The following is a 19,871-nucleotide window of genomic DNA, read 5'->3' as shown; positions in this document are numbered from 1 at the left end:
AAAATGACACAACTCGCATTTTTTAATCTGCCGGATGTTGGCGAAGGCCTGACCGAAGCCGAAATTGTTACTTGGATGGTTAAGCCGGGCGACACTGTGAAGGTTAACCAAATCATTTGCGAAATTGAAACTGCGAAAAGTTTGGTTGAGTTGCCTTGCCCATTCGCTGGTGTGGTTACCGAACTGCTTGCTAAAGAAGGCGAAACCGTTGAGGTTGGTCGCCCAATTATTTCTGCAACTGTTTCTGATGGCGCCGTTGGTTCAGTGAGTGTTTCGACAACTTCGATTCCAATCATTGATGAAGCAACTGCAGCTGCAGCACACACTCTGGTTTCCGACGCGGCAGCAACGGTTGCTAAGGATGAAGGCAAGTCACCAAACCTTGTTGGTTATGGTGCAGCCGGCCATGGCGCTTCGCGTCGCCGTCGCCCAGCAACCGGCGCAGCCGCAATTGCTGCCGCAACCACGCATGCACCAGTTGCTGCACCCGTGGCTGGCGAACACAACGTGATTGCAAAGCCACCAATTCGCAAACTTGCCAAAGACCTTGGCGTTGACCTCACCAAGGTAACCGCCAGTGGCGCATCTGGCGAGATCACTCGTGAAGACGTAATGGGTGGCGCTCAGCAGGCTTCAGTTTTCAGAAACCTAACAACACCGGCTGCGCCTTCGGCGCGTGAAGAAAGAATTCCGGTTAAGGGTGTACGCAAGGCAATTGCAACCGCGATGGTTTCTTCTGCTTTCACCGCACCACACGTGAGCATCTTCGTTGACGTTGATGCAACTCGCACCATGGAATATGTGAAGCGCCTAAAGGCATCCACAGATTTTGCGGGTGTAAAGGTGACCCCGCTTTTGATCATGGCTAAGGCAATGATCTGGGCAGTTCGCCGCAACCCAACCGTGAACTCAACCTGGACCGACGAAGAAATCATCGTGCACAACTTTGTGAATTTCGGCATCGCAGCGGCAACGCCTCGCGGTTTGATTGTGCCGAACATCAAAGACGCCGATCAAATGTCGATGCTTGAGCTGGCCAAGGCCATTGAGCAGTTGGCGGCCACCGCTCGTGAGGGCAAGACCACCCAGGCTGATATGAAAGATGGAACCATCACCATCACCAACATTGGTGTTTTTGGTGTTGACACCGGAACCCCGATTTTGAACCCGGGCGAAGTTGGCATCGTGGCTCTAGGCTCGATTCGGCCGAAGCCATGGGTGGTCGACAACGAAATTTTGATTCGCCAGGTGACCACCATTGGTGCAACCTTTGACCACCGCGTGGTTGATGGCGACGTAGCCAGCCGCTTTGTGCAAGACGTTGCTTCGGTTATCGAAGAACCAGCATTGCTGCTCGACTAAAAAAATTTGCCGCGCTACGCGCGAATAACCAAGCCAGAGATTCCGGCTTATTGACAAACGTTCTCAATAAGACTTACCCTTGGGCTATGAAGCCATTCAAGTTAATTGCCCTATTGATTGCCTCTGCCCTGGCCTTTGCTGGCTGCGCAAGTGGCAGCCAAGATGACGGCAACAAGTTTCACATCGTTGCCTCTACCAACGTTTGGGGCGATTTGGCCGCAACTATCGGCGGTAAAAACGTGGTGGTCACAAGCCTGATCGACAACGTAAACAAAGACCCGCACTCATACGAAGCAACTGCACGTGATCAGCTTGCGGTGAACAAAGCCCACCTGGTGATTATGAATGGTTCGGGCTACGACGACTTCATGATGCAGCTTGTTAAAGAAGGGCCTGAGCGAGAAAAGCTGCTCAATCTGAGCAACGTCCCGTTGCCAGTAGATGCTGCGAGCAACGAACACATTTGGTACAGCATGCAAGCAACCGCTCAAGCCGTGATTGCGATTGCAAACGCAATGTCTGAAATGGACACAATCAACAAGGCCGCCTACCAAATCAACATGGCAAACCTGGTTACAAAAATCACTGGACTAATCAACAAGGAATCCGGAATTCTCACCGGAGTATCTGGAATCAGAATTCTCGAGACCGAACCGCTTGCCGACTACATGCTTAGCGACATTGGCTTTGTGAATGCAACTCCGACTGCTCTGACTAAAGCAGTTGAAGACGAAACTGACATTCCGCCAGCTGCGTTGAACGCTGCACTAAAACTCATCGAAACCAAACAAGTTCGATTCGTCGTTGTGAATGAACAAACCGTGAGCTCACAAGTTGATCAACTCACCGCAGCAGCCGAAGCAAATGGCGTGCAGGTGATTGCCTTAACCGAGCAAGTGCCAGCCGGCAATAACTACATCGACTGGATGACCACAAATCTCGACGCAATCTCAGCTGCCCTGGGCTAGCCATGACTGCACCCGTGCTTGCCATAAAGAATGCGAAACTCGCCTACGGCGAGAATGTGCTTTGGGCTAATTTAAATCTCGAAGTTATGCCTCATGAGTTCATCGCAATCATCGGTGCCAACGGATCTGGAAAGACATCTTTGCTGCGAGCGATTTTGGGTCAAGAAAAACTCAATGACGGTTCAATTGAGTTAAATCAAAAACCAATTCACCACGGCTCTCGCTCAATTGGCTACATTCCACAGCATCGCACTGTCGATGCAGCAACTCCGGTGCGTGCAAAAGATTTGTTGCGCATGGGTCTCGATGGTCACCGCTTTGGCCCCAGCTTTGGTTCTAAAAAAGCAGCAGCGCGTGTGAAATATATTTTGGGTTGCATCGATGGCTTCAAAATTGCAGATAAAAAAGTTGGCGATCTATCTGGCGGAGAATTGCAGCGCTTGCGTGTAGGCCAGGCAGTTATTGGGGAACCGGACTTAATTCTTGCCGATGAACCGCTAAGTGCACTTGACCTTGCTCAGCAAAAAACTATTGCCGATCTGCTCGATCAAGAGCGCCAAGAACACAACGCCGCGGTGCTATTTGTAACTCACGACGTGAACCCGATTCTTTCGATGGTTGATCGCGTGCTCTATTTGGCAAATGGCAAATTTAAAATCGGCACCCCGGATGAAGTTTTGCGCAGTGATGTTTTGAGTGAACTTTATGGAACACCGGTTGACGTGTTGCGCAATCAAGGACGCATCGTTGTTGTTGGCACCCAAGAACATGATCACCACGACCACGAGGAGTGGTCATGATTCTTTTTGATTTTTCGAACTATGACCAACTAATTCCACTGGTTGCAAACTCACTAATTGCGGGTGCATTGCTTGCCATCATCGGTGGATTAATTGGCACCTTCGTGATGACGCGCGACATGTCATTTGCTGTGCATGGAATTAGCGAATTGAGTTTTGCCGGTGCAGCAGTTGCATTGTTGCTCGGTGCCAATGTTGTTTTCGGTTCGATTATTGGTTCACTGTTAGCTGCGGCAGTCATCGGCGCACTCGGTGCAAAGGCGAAAGAACGAAATTCAATTGTTGCGGTTTTGATGCCTGCCGGATTGGGTCTTGGAATTTTGGCACTCGCACTTTATGAAGGCCGAGCCGCAAATAAATTTGGATTGCTCACCGGTCAAATTGTTGCCGTAGATGACCCGCAATTATTTTGGCTGGCATCAATTTGCATTTTCATTCTTGCCGTTTTGATTGTGGTTTGGCGCCCACTTAACTTTGCGAGTTTAGACGCCGACGTCGCAGCCGCTCGCGGCGTACCAACCCGCGCGTTATCCGTGGTGTTTATGATTTTGCTCGGCCTCGCCGTTGCAGCCAGCGTGCAAGTTGTCGGCGCGCTTTTGGTTTTGAGTTTGTTGGTGACCCCGGCCGCCGCCGCAGTGCGCGTTAGCCGCTCACCAATATTGACGCCACTGCTTTCGGTTGCATTTGCCATGGTGTCTGTGATTGGCGGAATTCTTCTGGCACTAGGTGCCGGCTTGCCGATTAGCCCATACGTCACCACGATCTCGTTTTTGATCTACGTGATTTGCCGCGTTGTCGAACGAGTGCGCAAATGACCCAGAAACGAAACACTCCTCAAAAGGCTGCCGTGAAGCACGCGCTTGGCGAAGCCACCGGATTTGTTTCGGCCGGGCAGTTGCACGCCACCCTGCAGAAGCATGGTTCGACCATTGGTTTGGCCACCGTCTATCGAACCTTGGCAGAGCTGGCCGAGACCAATGAGGCCGACAGTCTGCAGAGCAAAGAGGGTGAACTGCTTTATCGTGCCTGCACCACCGAGCACCACCACCATTTGATTTGCCGCAATTGTGGGCTGACTCTTGAGATCGAGGCATCCCGAGTTGAAAAATGGGCCGATGACGTTGCCAGCGAGCATGGTTTTAGCCAGCCGAGCCACACCATTGACATTTTTGGGCTCTGCGCTCAGTGTCAATCCGCTTAATTTGGGCGTGGCGACTTGATTTTTTGGGCTCAGGACTTGCTTAAGCCCTGCCAACTCGCCTAAACTTGAGCAGTTGTCTTGTGAGTTCACAAATGACAGCCAAAAATTTTTGAAATCAAGCCTTGACCAAAAAAGGGTCTTTCTGGCTTGCCCCCTAACAAGGAGAAGAAATGGCAGCTTATTGCCAGGTGACTGAGACCGGCCCACAGTTCGGCCACCACGTCTCGCACGCTCAGAACAAGACCAAGCGTCGCTTCAACCCAAACATTCAGAAGAAGACCTACTTTGTGCCTTCTTTGAAGCGCAACGTAACCCTGACCCTAAGTGCCCGTGGCATCAAGGTAATCGACGTTCGTGGCATTGAGGCTGTTGTTGCAGCAATCCTTGCCCGCGGCGAGAAGATCTAAGGAGCGCCGCTAAATGGCTAAGAAGGACAAGGACATCCGTCCGATCATCAAGCTTCGTTCGACAGCAGGCACTGGTTACACCTACGTAACCAAGAAGAACCGTCGCAACGACCCAGACCGTATCGTTTTGAAGAAGTACGACCCAGTTGTACGTCAGCACGTTGAATTCCGCGAGGAGCGCTAAAAATGGCTAAGAAGAGCAAGATCGTTAAGAACGACATGCGCAAGGTAATTGTTGAGCGCTACGCAGAGAAGCGCCTAGCACTTAAGAAGGCTTTGGTTGACCCTAACTCAACCGACGAGCAGCGCGAAGAGGCTCGTTTGGGCCTACAGAAGCTACCTCGCAACGCATCTCCAGTGCGCGTTCGCAACCGCGACGCAATCGATGGCCGCCCACGCGGTATCTTGGCAAAGTTCGGTGTTTCGCGTGTTCGCTTCCGCGACATGGCTCACCGTGGCGAGTTGCCAGGTGTTACTAAGTCATCTTGGTAGTCATCAAATAACAAGTTTTTGACAAAACCCGTCATCCAAAAGGATGGCGGGTTTTGCTTTAACCACCCCAACGGGCCGATATACCGCTAAAAATCTGGCAACTTTGTCAAAATCCGCGCCACAACACGCCGAGCGAGATGAATGACAAGTTTTTATTGGGCAGTAGCGTGATTACCGACAGTACGTCAAAACGTCTAAATGTCCAGGAGGACCAAATGTCTCTAAACAAGAGCGAACTAGTTGCAGCTGTTGCTGCAGAAACCGGCGAGTCTCAGGCAGCGGTCAACCGCGTTGTTGACTCAATCTTCGAAACCATTGCAGCTACCGTTGCAAAGGGTGGAAAGGTCACCATCCCAGGCTGGCTTTCAGTAGAGAAGGGCCACCGCGCTGCTCGTCAGGGCCGCAACCCACAGACTGGTGCAACCATCCAGATCGCAGCTGCTAACACCGTTAAGGTTTCAGCTGGTTCAAAGCTAAAGGCTGCAGTTAAGTAAGTCTTTAAAAGAATTAGAGAAGGCATCCGCGAAAGCGGGTGCCTTTTCTTTTATACACAGTGTTGATTTATGCAGTGCGGTCGTAGCCTAAGACAATGAGTGATAAATCAAAAGGCAACCTATTAGTGCTCGTGCAATTCGCACTAATTGCATTCGTTGTGCTGTGGCCGAGTGGCCAAATAAACATCGCCGCCATCTACATCGGAGGCATCTTGCTGGTTGCCCCTGGCATCATCGTGCTTTATTTAGGCATCAAAAACCTCGGCCGTTCGCTCGCGGCTAATCCAGTGCCCAAAAGCGATGCCGAATTAGTCGAAACCGGCATTTATAAATATCTGCGCCACCCGATTTATACCGGCCTAATGTTGGCCAGCCTCGGATCCGCGGTGCAAACGCTTGACCTAGCCAAGCTAGTCGTGTGGTGCGCGCTAGTGCTTCTGTTGAATTACAAGGCTCGTTGGGAAGAAACGTTGCTTGTGAAGAAATACTCCGGCTATGCCAACTACATGAAACGCACCGGAAGGTTTGTGCCTAGGCTTAAGTAATGCCTAACCCCACCCCAACCGCTAAACGCGCATCTGTGGCGCTTGCACTAAGCGTTGGTTTTGGTTTGGTGGCCTTGGTGGTTGCCTTGATTATTGGCGGCGGCGCGGCCGCCCAGGCTCTTGCTGACCCAGGTGACATCGTGCGCTGGGGTTTGCCAATTAGCAAACTGATCTTCAACCTTTCAATCGCGGTTGCCGTTGGTGGAACAGCCTTTGCAGCTTTCGCAATCAGCGAAGACAACCCACTGCTGCAGCGAGTTTTAAATTTGTCCGGCTTTGCCGGCGTAGTTTGGGTGCTGTCTGCAGCCGCGAACTTTCTGTTCACCTACCTCTCAGTCACCGGGTCAGCATTCTCGGGCAGTGAGAGTTTCAGCAACAGCCTTGCGTTATTCGCCACACAGATTCAATTGGGGCAATACCTCGATCTAAACCTCATTGGCGCCGTACTGTTCAGCACTTTCGTCTTTGCGGCTCGCAAACTAACCGCAACATTTTTCCTGGCAGTTCTTGGCTTCGCTTCACTAATTCCAATCGCGCTAACCGGTCACGCAGCCGGCACTGCAAATCACAGCCTTGCAGTAAACGCAATTGGCCTGCACCTATCCGCGGTGATTATTTGGATTGGTGGATTGGTTGCACTGTTTGTGGTGCGCGGTCGCGATGACAACGAAGCTGCACTTCACACGAAGCGCTATTCGTCACTCGCGTTGGTGAGTTTCATGCTGGTAAGCGTTTCTGGTTTTGCCAGCGCCTATGTGCGATTGCCAAATCTCGCCGACATTTTTAGCAACTACGGATTCATTCTGCTCGCAAAAATTGTTGCGCTTATTTTGTTGGGTTTGCTCGGCGCGATTTATCGTTTGCGCGTGATTGCAAAAATCGCAGCCGGTGCAAATCACACCAAAACATTTTTCAAACTCGTTGCAGTTGAATTCATCATCATGGGTTCGGCAATTGGTTTTGCAACGGCACTAGCCCGCACTGCACCGCCAGTTGACCCGCTGGCAAGCGTTGGCACCACACCCGCAGAAATTCTCACTGGAGAAAAACTGCCACCAGAGCTAACTGCATTGTCATTCGTCACTGCGTGGAAAATCGACTTGCTATGGTTGGTGATTTGCGTGGGCACAATCATTGCTTACGTCGCTGGTGTTTATCGTTTGCACAAACGCGGCGACAAGTGGTCGTGGATGCGCACCGCTTCTTGGATCACCGGCATGCTCACACTGTTATATGTGACCAGTGGAGCACTGAACGCATACCAAGAGTATTTATTCAGCATGCACATGATTGGTCACATGGTTTTGGCCATGGGCATTCCAATGCTTCTGGTTGCTGGTGCACCAGTCACATTGTTGTTGCGCGCAGTTGAAAAGCGTGCGGACGATTCCCGGGGCGTGCGCGAATGGGTCTTGTGGTTAGTGCATACCAAGTACATGCAGTTCGTCGGCCATCCGCTGGTTGCCGCTGTATTGTTTGCCACATCCCTAGTCACTTTTTACTACACGCCGCTATTCGGTTGGGCCACGCGCGAGCACGTTGGTCACGAGTGGATGGTGGTGCACTTTTTGATTACTGGTTATCTATTTGCTCAGGCTTTGATTGGCATCGACCCGGGGCCAAAGAAACTTGGTTTCCCGATTCGCCTCGGCCTGCTGATTGTGACCATGGCCTTTCACGCATTCTTCGGATTGAGTCTGATGTCTGGCAATGGTTTGTTGCTGGCCGAGTGGTTTGGCTCAATGGGCCGCACTTGGGGTCAAAACCCAACGGACGACCAGCAAACCGGTGGCGCGATTGCCTGGGGAATTGGCGAGCTGCCTACGGCAGCATTGACCATCATTGTCTGCGTGCAGTGGTTTGCTGCTGATCGCCGTGAAGCTGCGCGACTCGACCGAGCCAGTGACCGCAGCGGCAACGCCGACATTGACGAATACAACCGCATGCTTGAAAAGCTGGCTAAACGAGACGAGAGAAACTAATGCAAGAGATCACTCTCTCCACTGAGCAGCAAAATCTTTTCGATTACATCGAAGCCTCTGAAAATAATATTTTTGTTACCGGCCGAGCCGGAACTGGCAAGAGCACCCTTCTGTCATACCTGATTGAAAACACCAAAAAGAAGGTTGCGGTTTGTGCGCCAACTGGCGTGGCCGCACTCAACGTTGGCGGTGTGACAATTCACTCGCTATTTGGTTTTCCGTTTGGAATTTTGGGCACCGAAGATATCGGTCGTCATATGAATCGACGCACTCGCGAAGTGCTCGGCAAAATCGATATGCTCGTGATCGACGAAGTGTCGATGGTTAACGCCGACATGATGGATACCATCAGTCGCGCAATGGGAATTGCTCGTGGTCGCCGCAAACTACCTTTCGGTGGCGCACAGGTTGTGATGTTTGGTGACCCGTATCAATTGGCACCAGTGCCGGGCAATGCCGAAGAGCGTGCCTACATGGCCGAAAACTATCAGAGCTCATGGTTTTTTGATGCGCATGTTTGGCGCGAAGATTCACTCGAGCGATTTGAACTAAGCGAAATCTTTCGTCAGCACGATGAGCACTTCAAAGAAATTCTTAATGCAATTCGCGATGGCTCCTGCACGCAAGAAATGCTCGACTACATCAACCAATGCGGCAATCGCTTTCCACCACACGACGACGTGATTCGTTTGGCAACGCTCAACGAATCGGTGAATTCGGTGAACCATGCGCGCATGTCTCGCCTGACCACCAAGCCAAAACGTTTCGACGCAATTTTTAGCGCCGCAGATCAACAGGCCTTCGGCCGCACACTACCTGCTGAACCAATCCTGGAACTCAAGGTTGGCGCCCAGGTGATGTTCATCAAGAACGATGACAGCAACACTAAAAAATCCGCGGATGGACGCGTGATCAAGCGCTGGGTAAACGGAACCATTGGCCACGTGATTGACCTGCCTTCATCGGGTGGCGTTGTGGTTGAAGTTGATGGCGAGACGTTTGATGTGGGTCGCAGCACCTGGGAGAAAGTGCGCTACGAAATCGACGAACAGTTCGATGAAGAGACCGGCAAGGTCAAAGAGGTTTTGGTTGCGGTGCCGCTGGCTGAGTTCCAGCAAATTCCCCTGCGATTGGCTTGGGCCGTAACCGTTCACAAATCGCAGGGTCAGACCTACGACGAAGTGGTTATCGATATGGGTCGCGGAGCTTTCAGCCCAGGGCAGACCTATGTGGCGCTTAGCCGTGTGCGATCGCTCGAGGGGCTCTATCTAACCCGCGCCATTCGCATGAGCGACATCATGGTTGATGCCGATGTGCTCAGGTTTATGCGAGGCGCCAGCAAAGCCATAGAAAAGCTCTTCTGAACGGTAACCTAGACCCATGCTTATGTCAGACCGCGATATCCGCGCATCCATTGAAGCCGGCCAAATTGGGCTAGACCCACTTGATATGAATTTGTTGCAGCCATCGTCTTTCGATGTGCGCATCGACCGATTCTTTCGCCTGTTTGACAACCACAAGTACGCCTACATCGACCCATCCGAAGACCAGAACGAGCTAACCCGCCTAATTGAGGTTGCCCCGGATGAGCCATTCATCTTGCACCCGGGCGAATTCGTGCTTGGCTCGACCTTTGAATTTGTTTCACTGCCAGACAACGTGGCCGCTCGACTTGAGGGCAAGAGCTCACTCGGGCGCCTTGGTTTGGTGACTCACTCGACCGCTGGTTTTGTTGACCCAGGCTTTAACGGTCACGTGACCCTGGAGCTTTCAAACATGGCAACTTTGCCAATCAAGCTTTGGCCTGGAATGAAGATTGGCCAGTTGTGCTTCTTCCAGCTGTCATCGCCTTCAGAGACCCCTTACGGTTCAGACAAGTACCTGAACCGCTACCAGGGTCAGCGTGGCCCAACCGCGTCTCGTTCATACATGAACTTCTACCGCACCGACGTGGGCAACGCTCCGCTCGAGCAGTAATTGCCTGCCAGTCAGGTTAGGTAACACTCCCTAGAGACGCAACACCTACAGAAATAGAATCCGACTAAGGTTCTAAAAAAGTAGGTACAAAATGCGCAGCAAGTTTGCCGTGGCCCTTTCACTGGTAGCAGCAATGACTATTTCACTCGGGATAACCCCGGCCGCAACCGCCGCAACCAACGACGTTGTTGTCACCCGCGCGTGGGTTCGTTCGGCAGCTAATGCCGACCAAGCCATGATGATGACTGGTGTTTTTGCCAAAATCACAAATCGAACCAGCAAGACCGTGACTCTAACCGGCGGCACAACATCTTTTGCTGGTGTGGTTGAGGTGCACCAGGTTGTTGATGGCGTAATGGCCAAGAAAAACGGCGGAATCAAAATTGCGCCGGGCAAGTCGGTGATGTTGCAACCAGGTGGTTTGCACGTGATGTTGCTGAACCTGAAGAAAAAAATCTTGCCAGGCACCTTGGTTGATTTAAAACTTACATTCACCGGCACCTTTGGCACAGCAAAATCCAAAGTTGTCACAATCAAGAATTTGATCGGCAAAATCTCAGCGGCCGGTGGCGAAAGTTATTCACCTAGCCCAATGCCTATGCCTTCGATGAGTGCAACCAAGTAATTGTTAACTCGCAGACAAATTTTGTTTGGCAGTATTGCAACTGTTGGCGCTGGTGCGACTTCGATAATTTCGGGAGCCGATGCTGCCAATGCTTATCGTGAGGGCTTCGCGGCAGCCCAAAAACTTGCAGGTTCAAAATTAGCGAAATCAAAACTCACCTGGCACGGCAAGCATCAAGCCGGAATCGAATCTCGTGCGCAAGCGCACACGAATTTTGTGGCGCTAAACATTTTGCCCAACATCACCGCGGATGACATGCTGCGTTGGATGGTTTTGCTCACCGACAACATCTCAACAATGTGCGCGGGAATTCCAGCCCTAGCTGACCCGCAACCCGACGTGTTTGTTGGCGCAGCCAATCTTTCTATCACCGTTGGATTTGGCCCGAGTTTATTTAAGAAACTGAAACTCGAATCGAACCAGCCAGCTAGCTTTGACGCCATCCCAAAATTTTCAATCGATGAATTGCAATCAGAATATTGCGACGGTGATGTGCTGCTGCATATCGCCGCCGATGATTTGCAAATTATGAATCACGTGACCCGCACGTTAATTAGCGATAGCAAATCGTTTGCAAAAATGCACTGGTTGCAAAACGGTTTCACCAATGCCGTGGGCACCGTGCCTGAGGGTGTTACACAAAGAAACCTGATGGGCCAGGTAGACGGCACCGATAACCCAGAACTTGGCACCGAGAATTTTGCTCAACGCGTTTGGATTGATGATGGGCCGGCATGGATTGTTGGCGGCACTCAACTAGCGCTGCGCAGAATACGAATGAACTTGAATACCTGGGATCTGCTTGGTCGCACCGAAAAGGAAGCGGTCATTGGTCGACACCTAGACACAGGGGCGCCATTGGGTAAAACCAACGAACGCGATGCGATTGATTTTGAAGCGGTGGATGATCGCGGCCTAAAGGTGATTCCAGAGTTCGCGCACATCCGCCGTGCTGCTTCGCAGAATCTTGACGAAATTTTCTTCAGGCGCCCATTCAACTACCAAGTGCTCGATGCCAGTGCCGGTCAGCTAGAAGCCGGGCTGCTCTGGACTGCCTATGCCCGCGACCTGAGCAAGCAATACTTGCCGGTTCAGCGGCGATTGGCCCAGTTTGATCTGCTCAATAAGTGGACAACACCGATTGGTTCGGCAACGTTTGCAATTGCGCGCGGAATAGATCCCGGCGAAATTATTGCCGAGGAACTCTTTAGTTAGCGCGAGAACTATTTAGGCGTAAACCTCTGGCTTGTCTTTAACCTGCAACAGCAGGATCAAACCAACCAGCAAAATGATCATCAAACCGATGACGCCAAAAATTGTTGCGTCTTTGATGTTGAACATAATTGTTGCGACTGTGATTGAACCCGCCCACATGAAACCCGACAAGAACGAAACAGCGCGACCTGTGGTTTGGTAGAGACCAAACACTTCGCCTTCACGACCCGGTGGTGTGAAGCGTGAAACGAATGTGCGACTGGCCGCTTGTGCTGGGCCAACGAATAGACACAGGAACAATCCGCCGATCCAATAGGTGATTACGCCTGCGCTGGCAAATGCGAACACGGCAGAGCCTGCAACTAATAGGCCAACGAGCGAAATAATAATTACTGCGCGAGAGCCAATCCTGTCGTCAATCAAACCGCCAATTGCCGCACCGATGCCGGCAACCACATTCGCGGCGATTCCAAACAAGATGATTTCGGTTTGTGAAAATCCGAAGGCCAAAGAACCGAGCACGGCACCGAAAGTGAAAACACCCGCGAGGCCATCGCGATAAATTGCAGATGAAATCAAGAACTTCAAAGTTTCTGGTGCTTGACGGTGCAGTGATTTAAGTTGTGACCAAAGTTTTACGTATGACTGCAAGATTGATTCGTTTTTCAAACCGGCACGAGCTTCGATTTCTGGAACAGTGCGGAAAAGCGGAATTGAAAACAGTGCGAACCAAATTGCACAGAACAAGAACACGATTCGAATGTTGAGTGAATCAGTCACGTCGATGCCAAAGATGTCTCCTGGCAAGATGAAACCAAACAGTGAAATGCACAACAGCAAAATTCCGCCGGCGTATCCGAGGCCCCAAGCTAAACCAGAGACTCTACCGATTGATTTTGGAGTCGACACCTGACGAAGCATTGCGTAGTAGTTGATGAACGCTGACTCTTGAATAACTGAACCCACGCCATACAGAACCAAACCAAACAACAAGAAGCTCGGGTCTGGCATCACAAAGAAGGCGGCAACCATGACGGCAACCAATAGATAGGTGTTCACCATCAACCAGAATTTGCGCTTGCCGGTTTCATCAGATCGGCGGCCAAATACCGGGGCCATGATTGCAACCAAAAAACCGGCTACGCCGGTCGCTAGGCCAAGCAACGCATCCGAGTTGGTTCCCTCAGCGGCTACGGCACCGGCCAAGTAAACCGGAAAGATGAAGGTCTGCATGATGGTTGGAAAGGGCTGTTCGGCCCAGTCCCAAAGAGCCCATGCAAAAGTGCCGCGTTTTTCTTTAGTGGTTGAGGTCATAGCGACAGATTAGTCGGTGGGCGCTAAATCCCGGTGAATGACAAATCTGAGCCCACTTGGCTCAGATTTAAACAATAATACTTGACAAGAAAAACCAGGCATGTGAAACTTGAGTCAAATCGGCTCAAGTTTGGCCGCAATTGACCTAAACCGGGCCTAAAGCCCAAGAAATACAAGGAGAAACACCATGGCACGTGCAGTAGGTATTGACTTAGGAACCACCAACAGCGCCGTCTCTGTTCTAGAGGGTGGCGAGCCAACCGTTATTTCTAACGCCGAGGGCTTCCGCACCACTCCATCTATTGTGGCTTTCACTAAGGATGGCGAAGTGCTGGTTGGCGAGACCGCCAAGCGCCAGGCCGTTACCAACGTAGACCGCACCATCGCCTCGGTTAAGCGCCACATGGGCACCGACTGGACCTTCGCGGTAGACGACAAGAAGTACACCCCTCAGGAGATCAGCGCCCGCATTTTGGCCAAGCTAAAGCGCGACGCCGAGACCTACCTAGGTGAAGCAGTGACCGACGCGGTTATCACCGTGCCTGCTTACTTCAACGACGCAGAGCGCCAGGCAACTAAGGATGCTGGTGAGATCGCAGGTCTTAACGTACTTCGCATCATCAACGAGCCAACCGCAGCAGCTTTGGCTTATGGCCTAGACAAGGGTAAAGAAGACGAGCTAATTCTTGTGTTCGACCTTGGTGGTGGAACCTTCGACGTTTCACTTCTTGAGGTTGGCAAAGACGAAGGCTTCTCAACCATTCAGGTTCGCGCAACATCTGGTGACAACCGTCTTGGTGGCGACGACTGGGATCAGCGCGTTGTTGAGCACTTGGTTAAGAAGTTCAAAGAGACCACTGGAGTTGACGTTTCAAAAGACAAGATTGCACTTCAGCGTTTGAAGGAAGCAGCTGAGCAGGCGAAGAAGGAATTGTCACAGTCAATGTCGGCAAACATTCAGTTGCCATACCTTTCTCTAACCGAGAACGGCCCAGCAAACTTGGATGAGACTTTGACTCGCGCACAGTTTGAGCAGATGACTGCTGACTTGCTAGAGCGCACCAAGAAGCCATTCAACGACGTAATTAAAGAAGCCGGCGTAAAGGTTGCCGACATCGCACACGTTGTGCTGGTTGGTGGATCAACTCGCATGCCTGCGGTTACCGAATTAGTTAAGTCACTCACTGGCGGCAAGGAGCCAAACAAGGGTGTAAACCCTGACGAGGTTGTTGCAGTTGGTGCATCGCTTCAGGCTGGTGTGTTGAAGGGTGAGCGCAAAGACGTTCTGCTTATCGACGTGACTCCGCTATCCCTAGGCATCGAAACCAAGGGTGGCATTATGACCAAGTTGATCGAGCGCAACACTGCTATTCCAACCAAGCGTTCAGAAACATTCACCACTGCCGATGACAACCAGCCATCTGTTTCGATTCAGGTTTACCAGGGTGAGCGTGAATTCGTTCGCGACAACAAGTCACTTGGCAACTTTGACCTAAGCGGCATTGCACCAGCACCACGCGGTGTGCCACAGATCGAAGTAACTTTCGACATCGACGCAAACGGCATTGTGCACGTGTCTGCAAAAGACAAGGGCACTGGCAAAGAAGCTTCGGTTACCATCACCGGTGGTTCATCACTTTCTAAGGATGACATCGAGCGCATGGTTCGCGAAGCAGAAGAGCACGCAGCCGAAGACAAGAAGCGTCGCGAAGAAGCCGACACTCGCAACCAGGCAGAAGGTTTGGTTTACCAAATCGAGAAGCTAATCAAAGACAACGACGAGAAGTTGCCAGAAGACGTAAAGACTTCTGTGCAGGCTGACGTTGACGCTTTGAAGACCGCACTTGCTGGCGAAGACATCGACGCTGTGAAGACTGCATTCGACACCTTGAACGCATCACAGCAAAAGCTGGGCGAGGCAATCTATGCAGCACAGCCTACTGAAGGCGAAGAAGCTGCTGCCGATGCATCTGCAGAAGATGTTGTTGACGCAGAGGTTGTCGACGAAGACGAAGAGAAGAAGTAATGACTGACCAAAATCAGCCAGAAGACCTTCCACCCGTAGAGTCCGACGAAGTGGACCAGGCGTTAGCGGATCTCGCTGACGACCTGGGCCCTCAGTCGAAAGAGGCCGAACTGCTTGTTGACCTTCAGCGTTTGCAAGCAGAGTTTGTGAACTACAAAACTCGCGTAGAACGCGACCGTGACGTTGCTCGCAACGCTGCGATTGCCGAAGTTTTTCGTTCGATGCTTCCGGCACTTGACGACCTAACCCGCGCTGAGGCGCATGGCGATCTCGAGGGTTCACCGTTTGCCGCAGTGGTTGCCAAGTTGCGCAACGCCGGTGACAAGTTTGGACTAGTGCAGTTTGGTGCCAAGGGTGACAAGTTCAACCCAGAGCTACACAACGCTCTGGTGCAGACTCCAAACCCTGAAGTTACCGAGCAAGTGATTGCCGATGTAGTGGAACCTGGTTTCATGATCGGCGACCGTTTGCTTCGACCAGCAATGGTTGCAGTTTTTATCCCAGCCTAAGAAAGTTAGAAGATGGCAAGTCAAGATTGGTTCGACAAGGATTTCTATAAAGTCCTTGGCGTTGCTAAAGACGTGTCTGAAGCCGAACTAAAAAAGGTCTATCGCAAACTTTCACGTCAGTATCACCCAGATACAAATCCGGGGGATGCCAAGGCGGAAGCGAAGTTCAAAGAAATCAGCGAGGCCTATTCGGTTCTCTCTGACAAAAAGCAACGCGAAGAATACGACCAAGTTCGAGCAATGGGCAACGGTGCAAGATTCACCGGTGGCCCAGGTGGCGGCGGATTCCCTGGTGGATTCCCCGGCGGCGCGAACATGGGTGGTGGCGGATTCGAAGACGTTTTTGCAAATTTGTTTGGCGGCGGCGGCGGTTTTAATCGCGGGCCGCAACGCGGCAGTGACCTGAGCATGTCGAGCACACTCGATTTCATCGACGGAGTTAAGGGCACACAAATTAAAGTGCGCCTTGGTAGTGGCGAAACCACAATCAAGATTCCGGCCGGTGTGCAAGATGGCCAGAAAATCAAAATCGCGGGCAAAGGTCAGGCATCTCCAAATGGTGGCCCAGCTGGTGACTTGATTATTGCGGTGACAATCAAGCCGCATCCGGTGTTCTCTCGCGACGGCAACAACATTCGCGTGACAGTGCCGGTGACATTTGCCGAAGCTGCATTGGGTGCAACCATTCAGGTGCCAACTCTTGGTGGTGAACCGGTGAAGCTTAAGGTTGCGCCGGGCACACCAAATGGTCGCGTGCTTCGTGTGAAAGGTCGCGGTGTTGTGACGACAAAGGGTGAAGGCGATTTGCTGGCTACCGTTGAAATTGCAGTGCCAAGTCACCTGAGCGACAAGGCTAAAAAAGCGCTAGAAGCATTTGAAGAACTTCTGCCGGATGAAGATCCGCGTGAAGAATTGCTAAACAAGGCCGGACTCCTCTAGGAGGTGTGACGTGGAGGAGCTAGACGAAAATACTCCGCTCTTTGCGATTAGTGTGGCTGCCGAACTTTCGGCGATGCACCCGCAGACCTTGCGCGATTATGACCGCATCGGATTAGTTGTGCCGATTCGCACCGGTGGCCAAACACGTCGCTACACAATGCGAAATGTTGCGCAGCTTCGTGAAGTTGCACGACTCTCAGCCGAAGGCGTCAGCCTAGAAGGCATCCGCAGAATTTTGGAACTTGAAAACCAGAACGCTGCACAAGCCAAACGAATTCGAGACCTCGAACAAGCATTGGCTAACGAACTTATGAACCGCCCGGGTGCGCGTGTATTCGCCGCCGGGGAACAAGGCGTGGAGAGCATCGCGCGCGGCAAGCGCCCGAGCAAACACGCCGAAATAGTGCTGTGGAGGGCACGATGAATCAACAAAACATGCAACCTCAAGAGGACCAACAGTCTGCTCTTGAGAAATATGGCATCAACCTCACCGAGGTAGCCAAGTCGGGCAAGCTTGACCCGGTGATTGGCCGCGATGCTGAAATTCGCCGCGTCTCACAGGTGTTGAGCCGTCGCACCAAGAACAACCCGGTGCTGATTGGTGAGCCTGGTGTGGGCAAGACCGCAGTGGTTGAGGGCCTAGCCCAGCGAATTGTGGCTGGGGATGTGCCCGAGAGCCTGAAAGACAAGCAACTAATCAGCCTTGACCTAGCCGCCATGGTGGCCGGTGCCAAGTACCGCGGTGAGTTCGAAGAGCGCCTAAAGGCCGTGCTTGCCGAGATCAACGCGGCAGAGGGTGGCATCATCACCTTTATTGATGAGCTGCACACCCTAGTTGGCGCCGGTGCCGGCGATGGCCAAGACGCCTCAAACATGCTCAAGCCAATGTTGGCCCGAGGTGAATTGCGCCTAATTGGTGCCACCACTTTAGATGAGTACCGCGAACGCATTGAGAAGGACCCAGCACTTGAGCGTCGTTTTCAGCAGGTTTTTGTTGGCGAACCAAGCGTGGTTGACACCATTGCAATTTTGCGCGGATTGAAGGAGCGCTACGAAGCGCACCACAAGGTGGCCATTGCCGATGCCGCACTGGTTGCTGCCGCAAATCTTTCGAACCGATACATTCCGTCACGTCAGTTGCCAGACAAGGCAATCGACTTGGTTGATGAAGCTGCATCGCGCTTGCGCATGGAGATTGACTCGGCCCCAGTTGAGATTGATGAGTTGCGTCGCGCCGTTGATCGATTGAAGCTTGAAGAGCTTGCGCTTAAAAAAGAAAAAGACCAAGCGTCTAAAGAACGTCTTGAAAAACTGCGGGAAGATTTGGCCGAAAAATCGGAGCGCCTTGCAGCGCTAAACGATCGCTGGGCAAAAGAGCGCGCCGAACTAAACAAAGTTGGTGAACTCAAAACCAAACTAGATGGTTTGCGCATTGCTGCCGAACGCGCACAACGTGAAGGCAACCTTGAGCAGGCATCACGACTTTTGTACGGCGAGATTCCTGCCCTTGAAAAAGAACTTGTTGAACTTGAAGCTGCTGAATCAGTTGGTGACGGCGACCGTATGGTTAACGATCAAGTTGGCGAAGACGATATCGCTGCAGTGGTGAGCGCGTGGACTGGTGTTCCAACCGGCCGCTTGCTTGCTGGCGAATCACAAAAACTTTTGAATCTTGAAAATGAATTGGGCAAGCGCCTGATTGGTCAAAAGGCTGCTGTTAAGTCGGTGAGCGATGCAGTGCGTCGCACCAAGGCTGGCATCAGCGACCCAGACCGCCCAACCGGTTCGTTCTTGTTCTTGGGTCCAACTGGTGTTGGCAAAACCGAATTGGCAAAGAGCCTTGCAGAGTTTTTGTTTGATGACGAAAAAGCAATGGTTCGCATCGACATGAGCGAGTATGGCGAGAAGCACTCGGTGTCACGTTTGATTGGTGCGCCTCCGGGATACATCGGTTACGAAGAAGGCGGGCAGCTGACCGAGGCCGTTCGTCGTCGCCCATACTCGGTGGTGTTGCTAGATGAAGTTGAGAAGGCACACCCAGAAGTTTTTGACGTGCTGCTGCAGGTGCTCGACGATGGTCGCCTAACCGACGGCCAGGGTCGCGTTGTCGATTTCAAAAACGTGATTTTGATTTTGACTTCAAACCTGGGTTCACAGTTCCTGATTGACCCAGAGCTTGATCAGCAACAAAAGCAAGAAGGCGTGATGGCAATTGTGCGCTCACACTTCAAGCCTGAGTTCTTGAACCGCCTCGACGACATCATCGTGTTTAGTGCACTCGACCGCGCCGAGTTGGGCCAGATCGTTGAACTCAACATTGACCGCTTGGTAAAGCGACTCGAACAACGCCGTTTGCAATTGGCTGTCACCCCGGATGCCCGTGCGTGGTTGGCCGACAAGGGCTATGACCCAATCTACGGAGCACGCCCGCTTCGCCGCTTGATGCAACAGCAGATTGACGACAAGTTGGCCAATCTATTGCTTGCCGGCACCATCCACGACGGCTCAACCGTGAAGGTTGATGTGGCTGCCGATGGCGTTCAACTAGTAGTTACCCCAGGCGAGCTCAACTAATCTAAAAGCATGACAAAAGCGGCCGACGTAAAAAATGCGTTGGCCGCTTTTGCACGCCCTGACCAAGTGTTTAACTACAAGTGGTTTTTCAAAACCGGCCCGGGTGAATATGGCGAAGGCGATGAATTCATCGGCGTGAAAGTGCCAGACTCACGTTTAGTTGCTAAAGAATTTAAAGATCTGCCGTTGGCTGAATTACAAAAATTATTGAACTCCAAAGTTCACGAGCATCGATTCACTGGGTTAGTAATACTCACAAACCGATTTAAGAAATCAAAAGACTTGAAGCTTCGCACCGAACTCTTTGATTTCTATTTGCAAAATGTTTATGCCCAACGGGTCAACAATTGGGATCTCGTTGATAGCACTGCGCCTTACTTTGGTGAATTGCTAATTGGCCGCACTGGAACGGACAAACTTCTGAATTCGCTTGCTGCCAGC

Annotated in this window: 22 protein-coding genes; 21 read left to right on the top strand and 1 reads right to left on the bottom strand. The window is 51.8% G+C overall.

Annotated features, from left to right (window positions below; translation table 11 throughout):
• Positions 1-3: 3 nt before the first annotated feature.
• From Q0L28_RS02135 to Q0L28_RS02065, 15 genes are all read left to right on the top strand, one after another.
• Positions 4-1,362 carry a dihydrolipoamide acetyltransferase family protein gene (locus Q0L28_RS02135; RefSeq protein ID WP_296630979.1) on the top strand — a complete coding sequence of 453 codons (1,359 nt, stop codon included), beginning with the start codon at positions 4-6 and terminating at the stop codon, positions 1,360-1,362.
• A gap of 86 nt (positions 1,363-1,448) precedes the next feature.
• Positions 1,449-2,330, top strand: a complete 882-nt coding sequence (locus Q0L28_RS02130; RefSeq protein WP_296630976.1) for a zinc ABC transporter substrate-binding protein — start codon at positions 1,449-1,451, stop codon at positions 2,328-2,330.
• 2 nt (positions 2,331-2,332) lie between these two features.
• A complete protein-coding gene (locus Q0L28_RS02125; protein ID WP_296630974.1) occupies positions 2,333-3,130 on the top strand; it encodes a metal ABC transporter ATP-binding protein in 798 nt (265 codons plus the stop codon).
• Positions 3,127-3,945: a metal ABC transporter permease gene (locus Q0L28_RS02120; protein WP_296630971.1), complete on the top strand. Its 819-nt coding sequence runs from the start codon at positions 3,127-3,129 to the stop codon at positions 3,943-3,945. The genes Q0L28_RS02125 and Q0L28_RS02120 overlap by 4 nt, the downstream gene beginning before the upstream one ends.
• Complete coding sequence (locus tag Q0L28_RS02115; protein WP_296630967.1) at positions 3,942-4,331, top strand: transcriptional repressor; 390 nt, start codon at positions 3,942-3,944, stop codon at positions 4,329-4,331. Before Q0L28_RS02120 ends, Q0L28_RS02115 begins: the two co-directional genes overlap by 4 nt.
• A 170-nt stretch (positions 4,332-4,501) precedes the next feature.
• Entirely contained in the window at positions 4,502-4,738 is a 237-nt protein-coding gene (rpmB, locus tag Q0L28_RS02110) for a 50S ribosomal protein L28 (protein WP_296630964.1), read from the top strand.
• Positions 4,739-4,751: 13 nt separating this feature from the next.
• On the top strand, positions 4,752-4,922 hold the full coding sequence (gene rpmG / locus Q0L28_RS02105) for a 50S ribosomal protein L33 (protein WP_038503403.1): 171 nt from the start codon (positions 4,752-4,754) through the stop codon (positions 4,920-4,922).
• Between the two features lie 2 nt (positions 4,923-4,924).
• A complete protein-coding gene (gene rpsN / locus Q0L28_RS02100) occupies positions 4,925-5,230 on the top strand; it encodes a 30S ribosomal protein S14 (RefSeq protein WP_296630953.1) in 306 nt (101 codons plus the stop codon).
• A 215-nt stretch (positions 5,231-5,445) separates the two neighbouring features.
• Positions 5,446-5,724: an HU family DNA-binding protein gene (locus tag Q0L28_RS02095; RefSeq protein ID WP_296630950.1), complete on the top strand. Its 279-nt coding sequence runs from the start codon at positions 5,446-5,448 to the stop codon at positions 5,722-5,724.
• A 95-nt stretch (positions 5,725-5,819) separates the two neighbouring features.
• On the top strand, positions 5,820-6,269 hold the full coding sequence (locus Q0L28_RS02090; RefSeq protein WP_296630948.1) for an isoprenylcysteine carboxylmethyltransferase family protein: 450 nt from the start codon (positions 5,820-5,822) through the stop codon (positions 6,267-6,269).
• Positions 6,269-8,251, top strand: a complete 1,983-nt coding sequence (locus tag Q0L28_RS02085; protein ID WP_296630945.1) for a cytochrome c oxidase assembly protein — start codon at positions 6,269-6,271, stop codon at positions 8,249-8,251. Before Q0L28_RS02090 ends, Q0L28_RS02085 begins: the two co-directional genes overlap by 1 nt.
• Positions 8,251-9,615, top strand: coding sequence for a DEAD/DEAH box helicase (locus Q0L28_RS02080; protein WP_296630943.1), 1,365 nt, complete (start codon positions 8,251-8,253; stop codon positions 9,613-9,615). The genes Q0L28_RS02085 and Q0L28_RS02080 overlap by 1 nt, the downstream gene beginning before the upstream one ends.
• Before the next feature lie 16 nt (positions 9,616-9,631).
• Positions 9,632-10,228, top strand: a complete 597-nt coding sequence (dcd, locus tag Q0L28_RS02075) for a dCTP deaminase (protein WP_296630939.1) — start codon at positions 9,632-9,634, stop codon at positions 10,226-10,228.
• Between the two features lie 91 nt (positions 10,229-10,319).
• Positions 10,320-10,853 carry a copper chaperone PCu(A)C gene (locus tag Q0L28_RS02070; RefSeq protein ID WP_296630935.1) on the top strand — a complete coding sequence of 178 codons (534 nt, stop codon included), beginning with the start codon at positions 10,320-10,322 and terminating at the stop codon, positions 10,851-10,853.
• The gene (locus Q0L28_RS02065; protein WP_296630931.1) at positions 10,854-12,068 is read left to right on the top strand and encodes a Dyp-type peroxidase; all 1,215 of its coding nucleotides are present in this window, start codon (positions 10,854-10,856) and stop codon (positions 12,066-12,068) included. It begins immediately after the preceding gene.
• A gap of 12 nt (positions 12,069-12,080) precedes the next feature.
• Here Q0L28_RS02065 and Q0L28_RS02060 read toward each other — a convergent pair whose 3' ends face one another.
• Positions 12,081-13,382, bottom strand: coding sequence for an MFS transporter (locus tag Q0L28_RS02060; RefSeq protein ID WP_296630928.1), 1,302 nt, complete (start codon positions 13,380-13,382; stop codon positions 12,081-12,083).
• 187 nt (positions 13,383-13,569) lie between these two features.
• Between Q0L28_RS02060 and dnaK the strand changes: the two genes are divergently transcribed.
• From dnaK to Q0L28_RS02030, 6 genes are all read left to right on the top strand, one after another.
• Positions 13,570-15,408, top strand: coding sequence for a molecular chaperone DnaK (dnaK, locus tag Q0L28_RS02055; RefSeq protein ID WP_296630925.1), 1,839 nt, complete (start codon positions 13,570-13,572; stop codon positions 15,406-15,408).
• Positions 15,408-15,917 carry a nucleotide exchange factor GrpE gene (locus tag Q0L28_RS02050; protein ID WP_296630923.1) on the top strand — a complete coding sequence of 170 codons (510 nt, stop codon included), beginning with the start codon at positions 15,408-15,410 and terminating at the stop codon, positions 15,915-15,917. The genes dnaK and Q0L28_RS02050 overlap by 1 nt, the downstream gene beginning before the upstream one ends.
• A gap of 12 nt (positions 15,918-15,929) precedes the next feature.
• Positions 15,930-16,856, top strand: a complete 927-nt coding sequence (locus tag Q0L28_RS02045) for a DnaJ C-terminal domain-containing protein (RefSeq protein ID WP_296630921.1) — start codon at positions 15,930-15,932, stop codon at positions 16,854-16,856.
• 73 nt (positions 16,857-16,929) lie between these two features.
• Positions 16,930-17,280 (top strand): MerR family transcriptional regulator, encoded by a 351-nt coding sequence (locus Q0L28_RS02040; protein WP_296631225.1) that lies wholly within the window; start codon positions 16,930-16,932, stop codon positions 17,278-17,280.
• Complete coding sequence (locus Q0L28_RS02035; protein WP_296630918.1) at positions 17,277-19,430, top strand: AAA family ATPase; 2,154 nt, start codon at positions 17,277-17,279, stop codon at positions 19,428-19,430. The genes Q0L28_RS02040 and Q0L28_RS02035 overlap by 4 nt, the downstream gene beginning before the upstream one ends.
• Before the next feature lie 9 nt (positions 19,431-19,439).
• The coding region (locus tag Q0L28_RS02030; RefSeq protein WP_296630916.1) for a DNA alkylation repair protein at positions 19,440-19,871 on the top strand (432 nt) is incomplete at its 3' end.

It is taken from the genome of Rhodoluna sp. (genome assembly GCF_024639375.1).
In the GTDB taxonomy this organism is placed as follows: domain Bacteria; phylum Actinomycetota; class Actinomycetes; order Actinomycetales; family Microbacteriaceae; genus Rhodoluna.
Note: the sequence above shows the minus strand (reverse complement) of the source record. Positions and strands in the feature narration are given on the sequence as shown.

Bases quoted from the DNA above. Each gene is read 5' to 3' on its own strand.
- Q0L28_RS02135 (WP_296630979.1), top strand. From the start codon at position 4: ATGACACAACTCGCATTTTTTAATCTGCCGGATGTTGGCGAAGGCCTG.
- Q0L28_RS02130 (WP_296630976.1), top strand. From the start codon at position 1,449: ATGAAGCCATTCAAGTTAATTGCCCTATTGATTGCCTCTGCCCTGGCC.
- Q0L28_RS02125 (WP_296630974.1), top strand. From the start codon at position 2,333: ATGACTGCACCCGTGCTTGCCATAAAGAATGCGAAACTCGCCTACGGC.
- Q0L28_RS02120 (WP_296630971.1), top strand. From the start codon at position 3,127: ATGATTCTTTTTGATTTTTCGAACTATGACCAACTAATTCCACTGGTT.
- Q0L28_RS02115 (WP_296630967.1), top strand. From the start codon at position 3,942: ATGACCCAGAAACGAAACACTCCTCAAAAGGCTGCCGTGAAGCACGCG.
- rpmB (WP_296630964.1), top strand. From the start codon at position 4,502: ATGGCAGCTTATTGCCAGGTGACTGAGACCGGCCCACAGTTCGGCCAC.
- rpmG (WP_038503403.1), top strand. From the start codon at position 4,752: ATGGCTAAGAAGGACAAGGACATCCGTCCGATCATCAAGCTTCGTTCG.
- rpsN (WP_296630953.1), top strand. From the start codon at position 4,925: ATGGCTAAGAAGAGCAAGATCGTTAAGAACGACATGCGCAAGGTAATT.
- Q0L28_RS02095 (WP_296630950.1), top strand. From the start codon at position 5,446: ATGTCTCTAAACAAGAGCGAACTAGTTGCAGCTGTTGCTGCAGAAACC.
- Q0L28_RS02090 (WP_296630948.1), top strand. From the start codon at position 5,820: ATGAGTGATAAATCAAAAGGCAACCTATTAGTGCTCGTGCAATTCGCA.
- Q0L28_RS02085 (WP_296630945.1), top strand. From the start codon at position 6,269: ATGCCTAACCCCACCCCAACCGCTAAACGCGCATCTGTGGCGCTTGCA.
- Q0L28_RS02080 (WP_296630943.1), top strand. From the start codon at position 8,251: ATGCAAGAGATCACTCTCTCCACTGAGCAGCAAAATCTTTTCGATTAC.
- dcd (WP_296630939.1), top strand. From the start codon at position 9,632: ATGCTTATGTCAGACCGCGATATCCGCGCATCCATTGAAGCCGGCCAA.
- Q0L28_RS02070 (WP_296630935.1), top strand. From the start codon at position 10,320: ATGCGCAGCAAGTTTGCCGTGGCCCTTTCACTGGTAGCAGCAATGACT.
- Q0L28_RS02060 (WP_296630928.1), bottom strand. From the start codon at position 13,382: ATGACCTCAACCACTAAAGAAAAACGCGGCACTTTTGCATGGGCTCTT.
- dnaK (WP_296630925.1), top strand. From the start codon at position 13,570: ATGGCACGTGCAGTAGGTATTGACTTAGGAACCACCAACAGCGCCGTC.
- Q0L28_RS02050 (WP_296630923.1), top strand. From the start codon at position 15,408: ATGACTGACCAAAATCAGCCAGAAGACCTTCCACCCGTAGAGTCCGAC.
- Q0L28_RS02045 (WP_296630921.1), top strand. From the start codon at position 15,930: ATGGCAAGTCAAGATTGGTTCGACAAGGATTTCTATAAAGTCCTTGGC.
- Q0L28_RS02040 (WP_296631225.1), top strand. From the start codon at position 16,930: ATGCACCCGCAGACCTTGCGCGATTATGACCGCATCGGATTAGTTGTG.
- Q0L28_RS02035 (WP_296630918.1), top strand. From the start codon at position 17,277: ATGAATCAACAAAACATGCAACCTCAAGAGGACCAACAGTCTGCTCTT.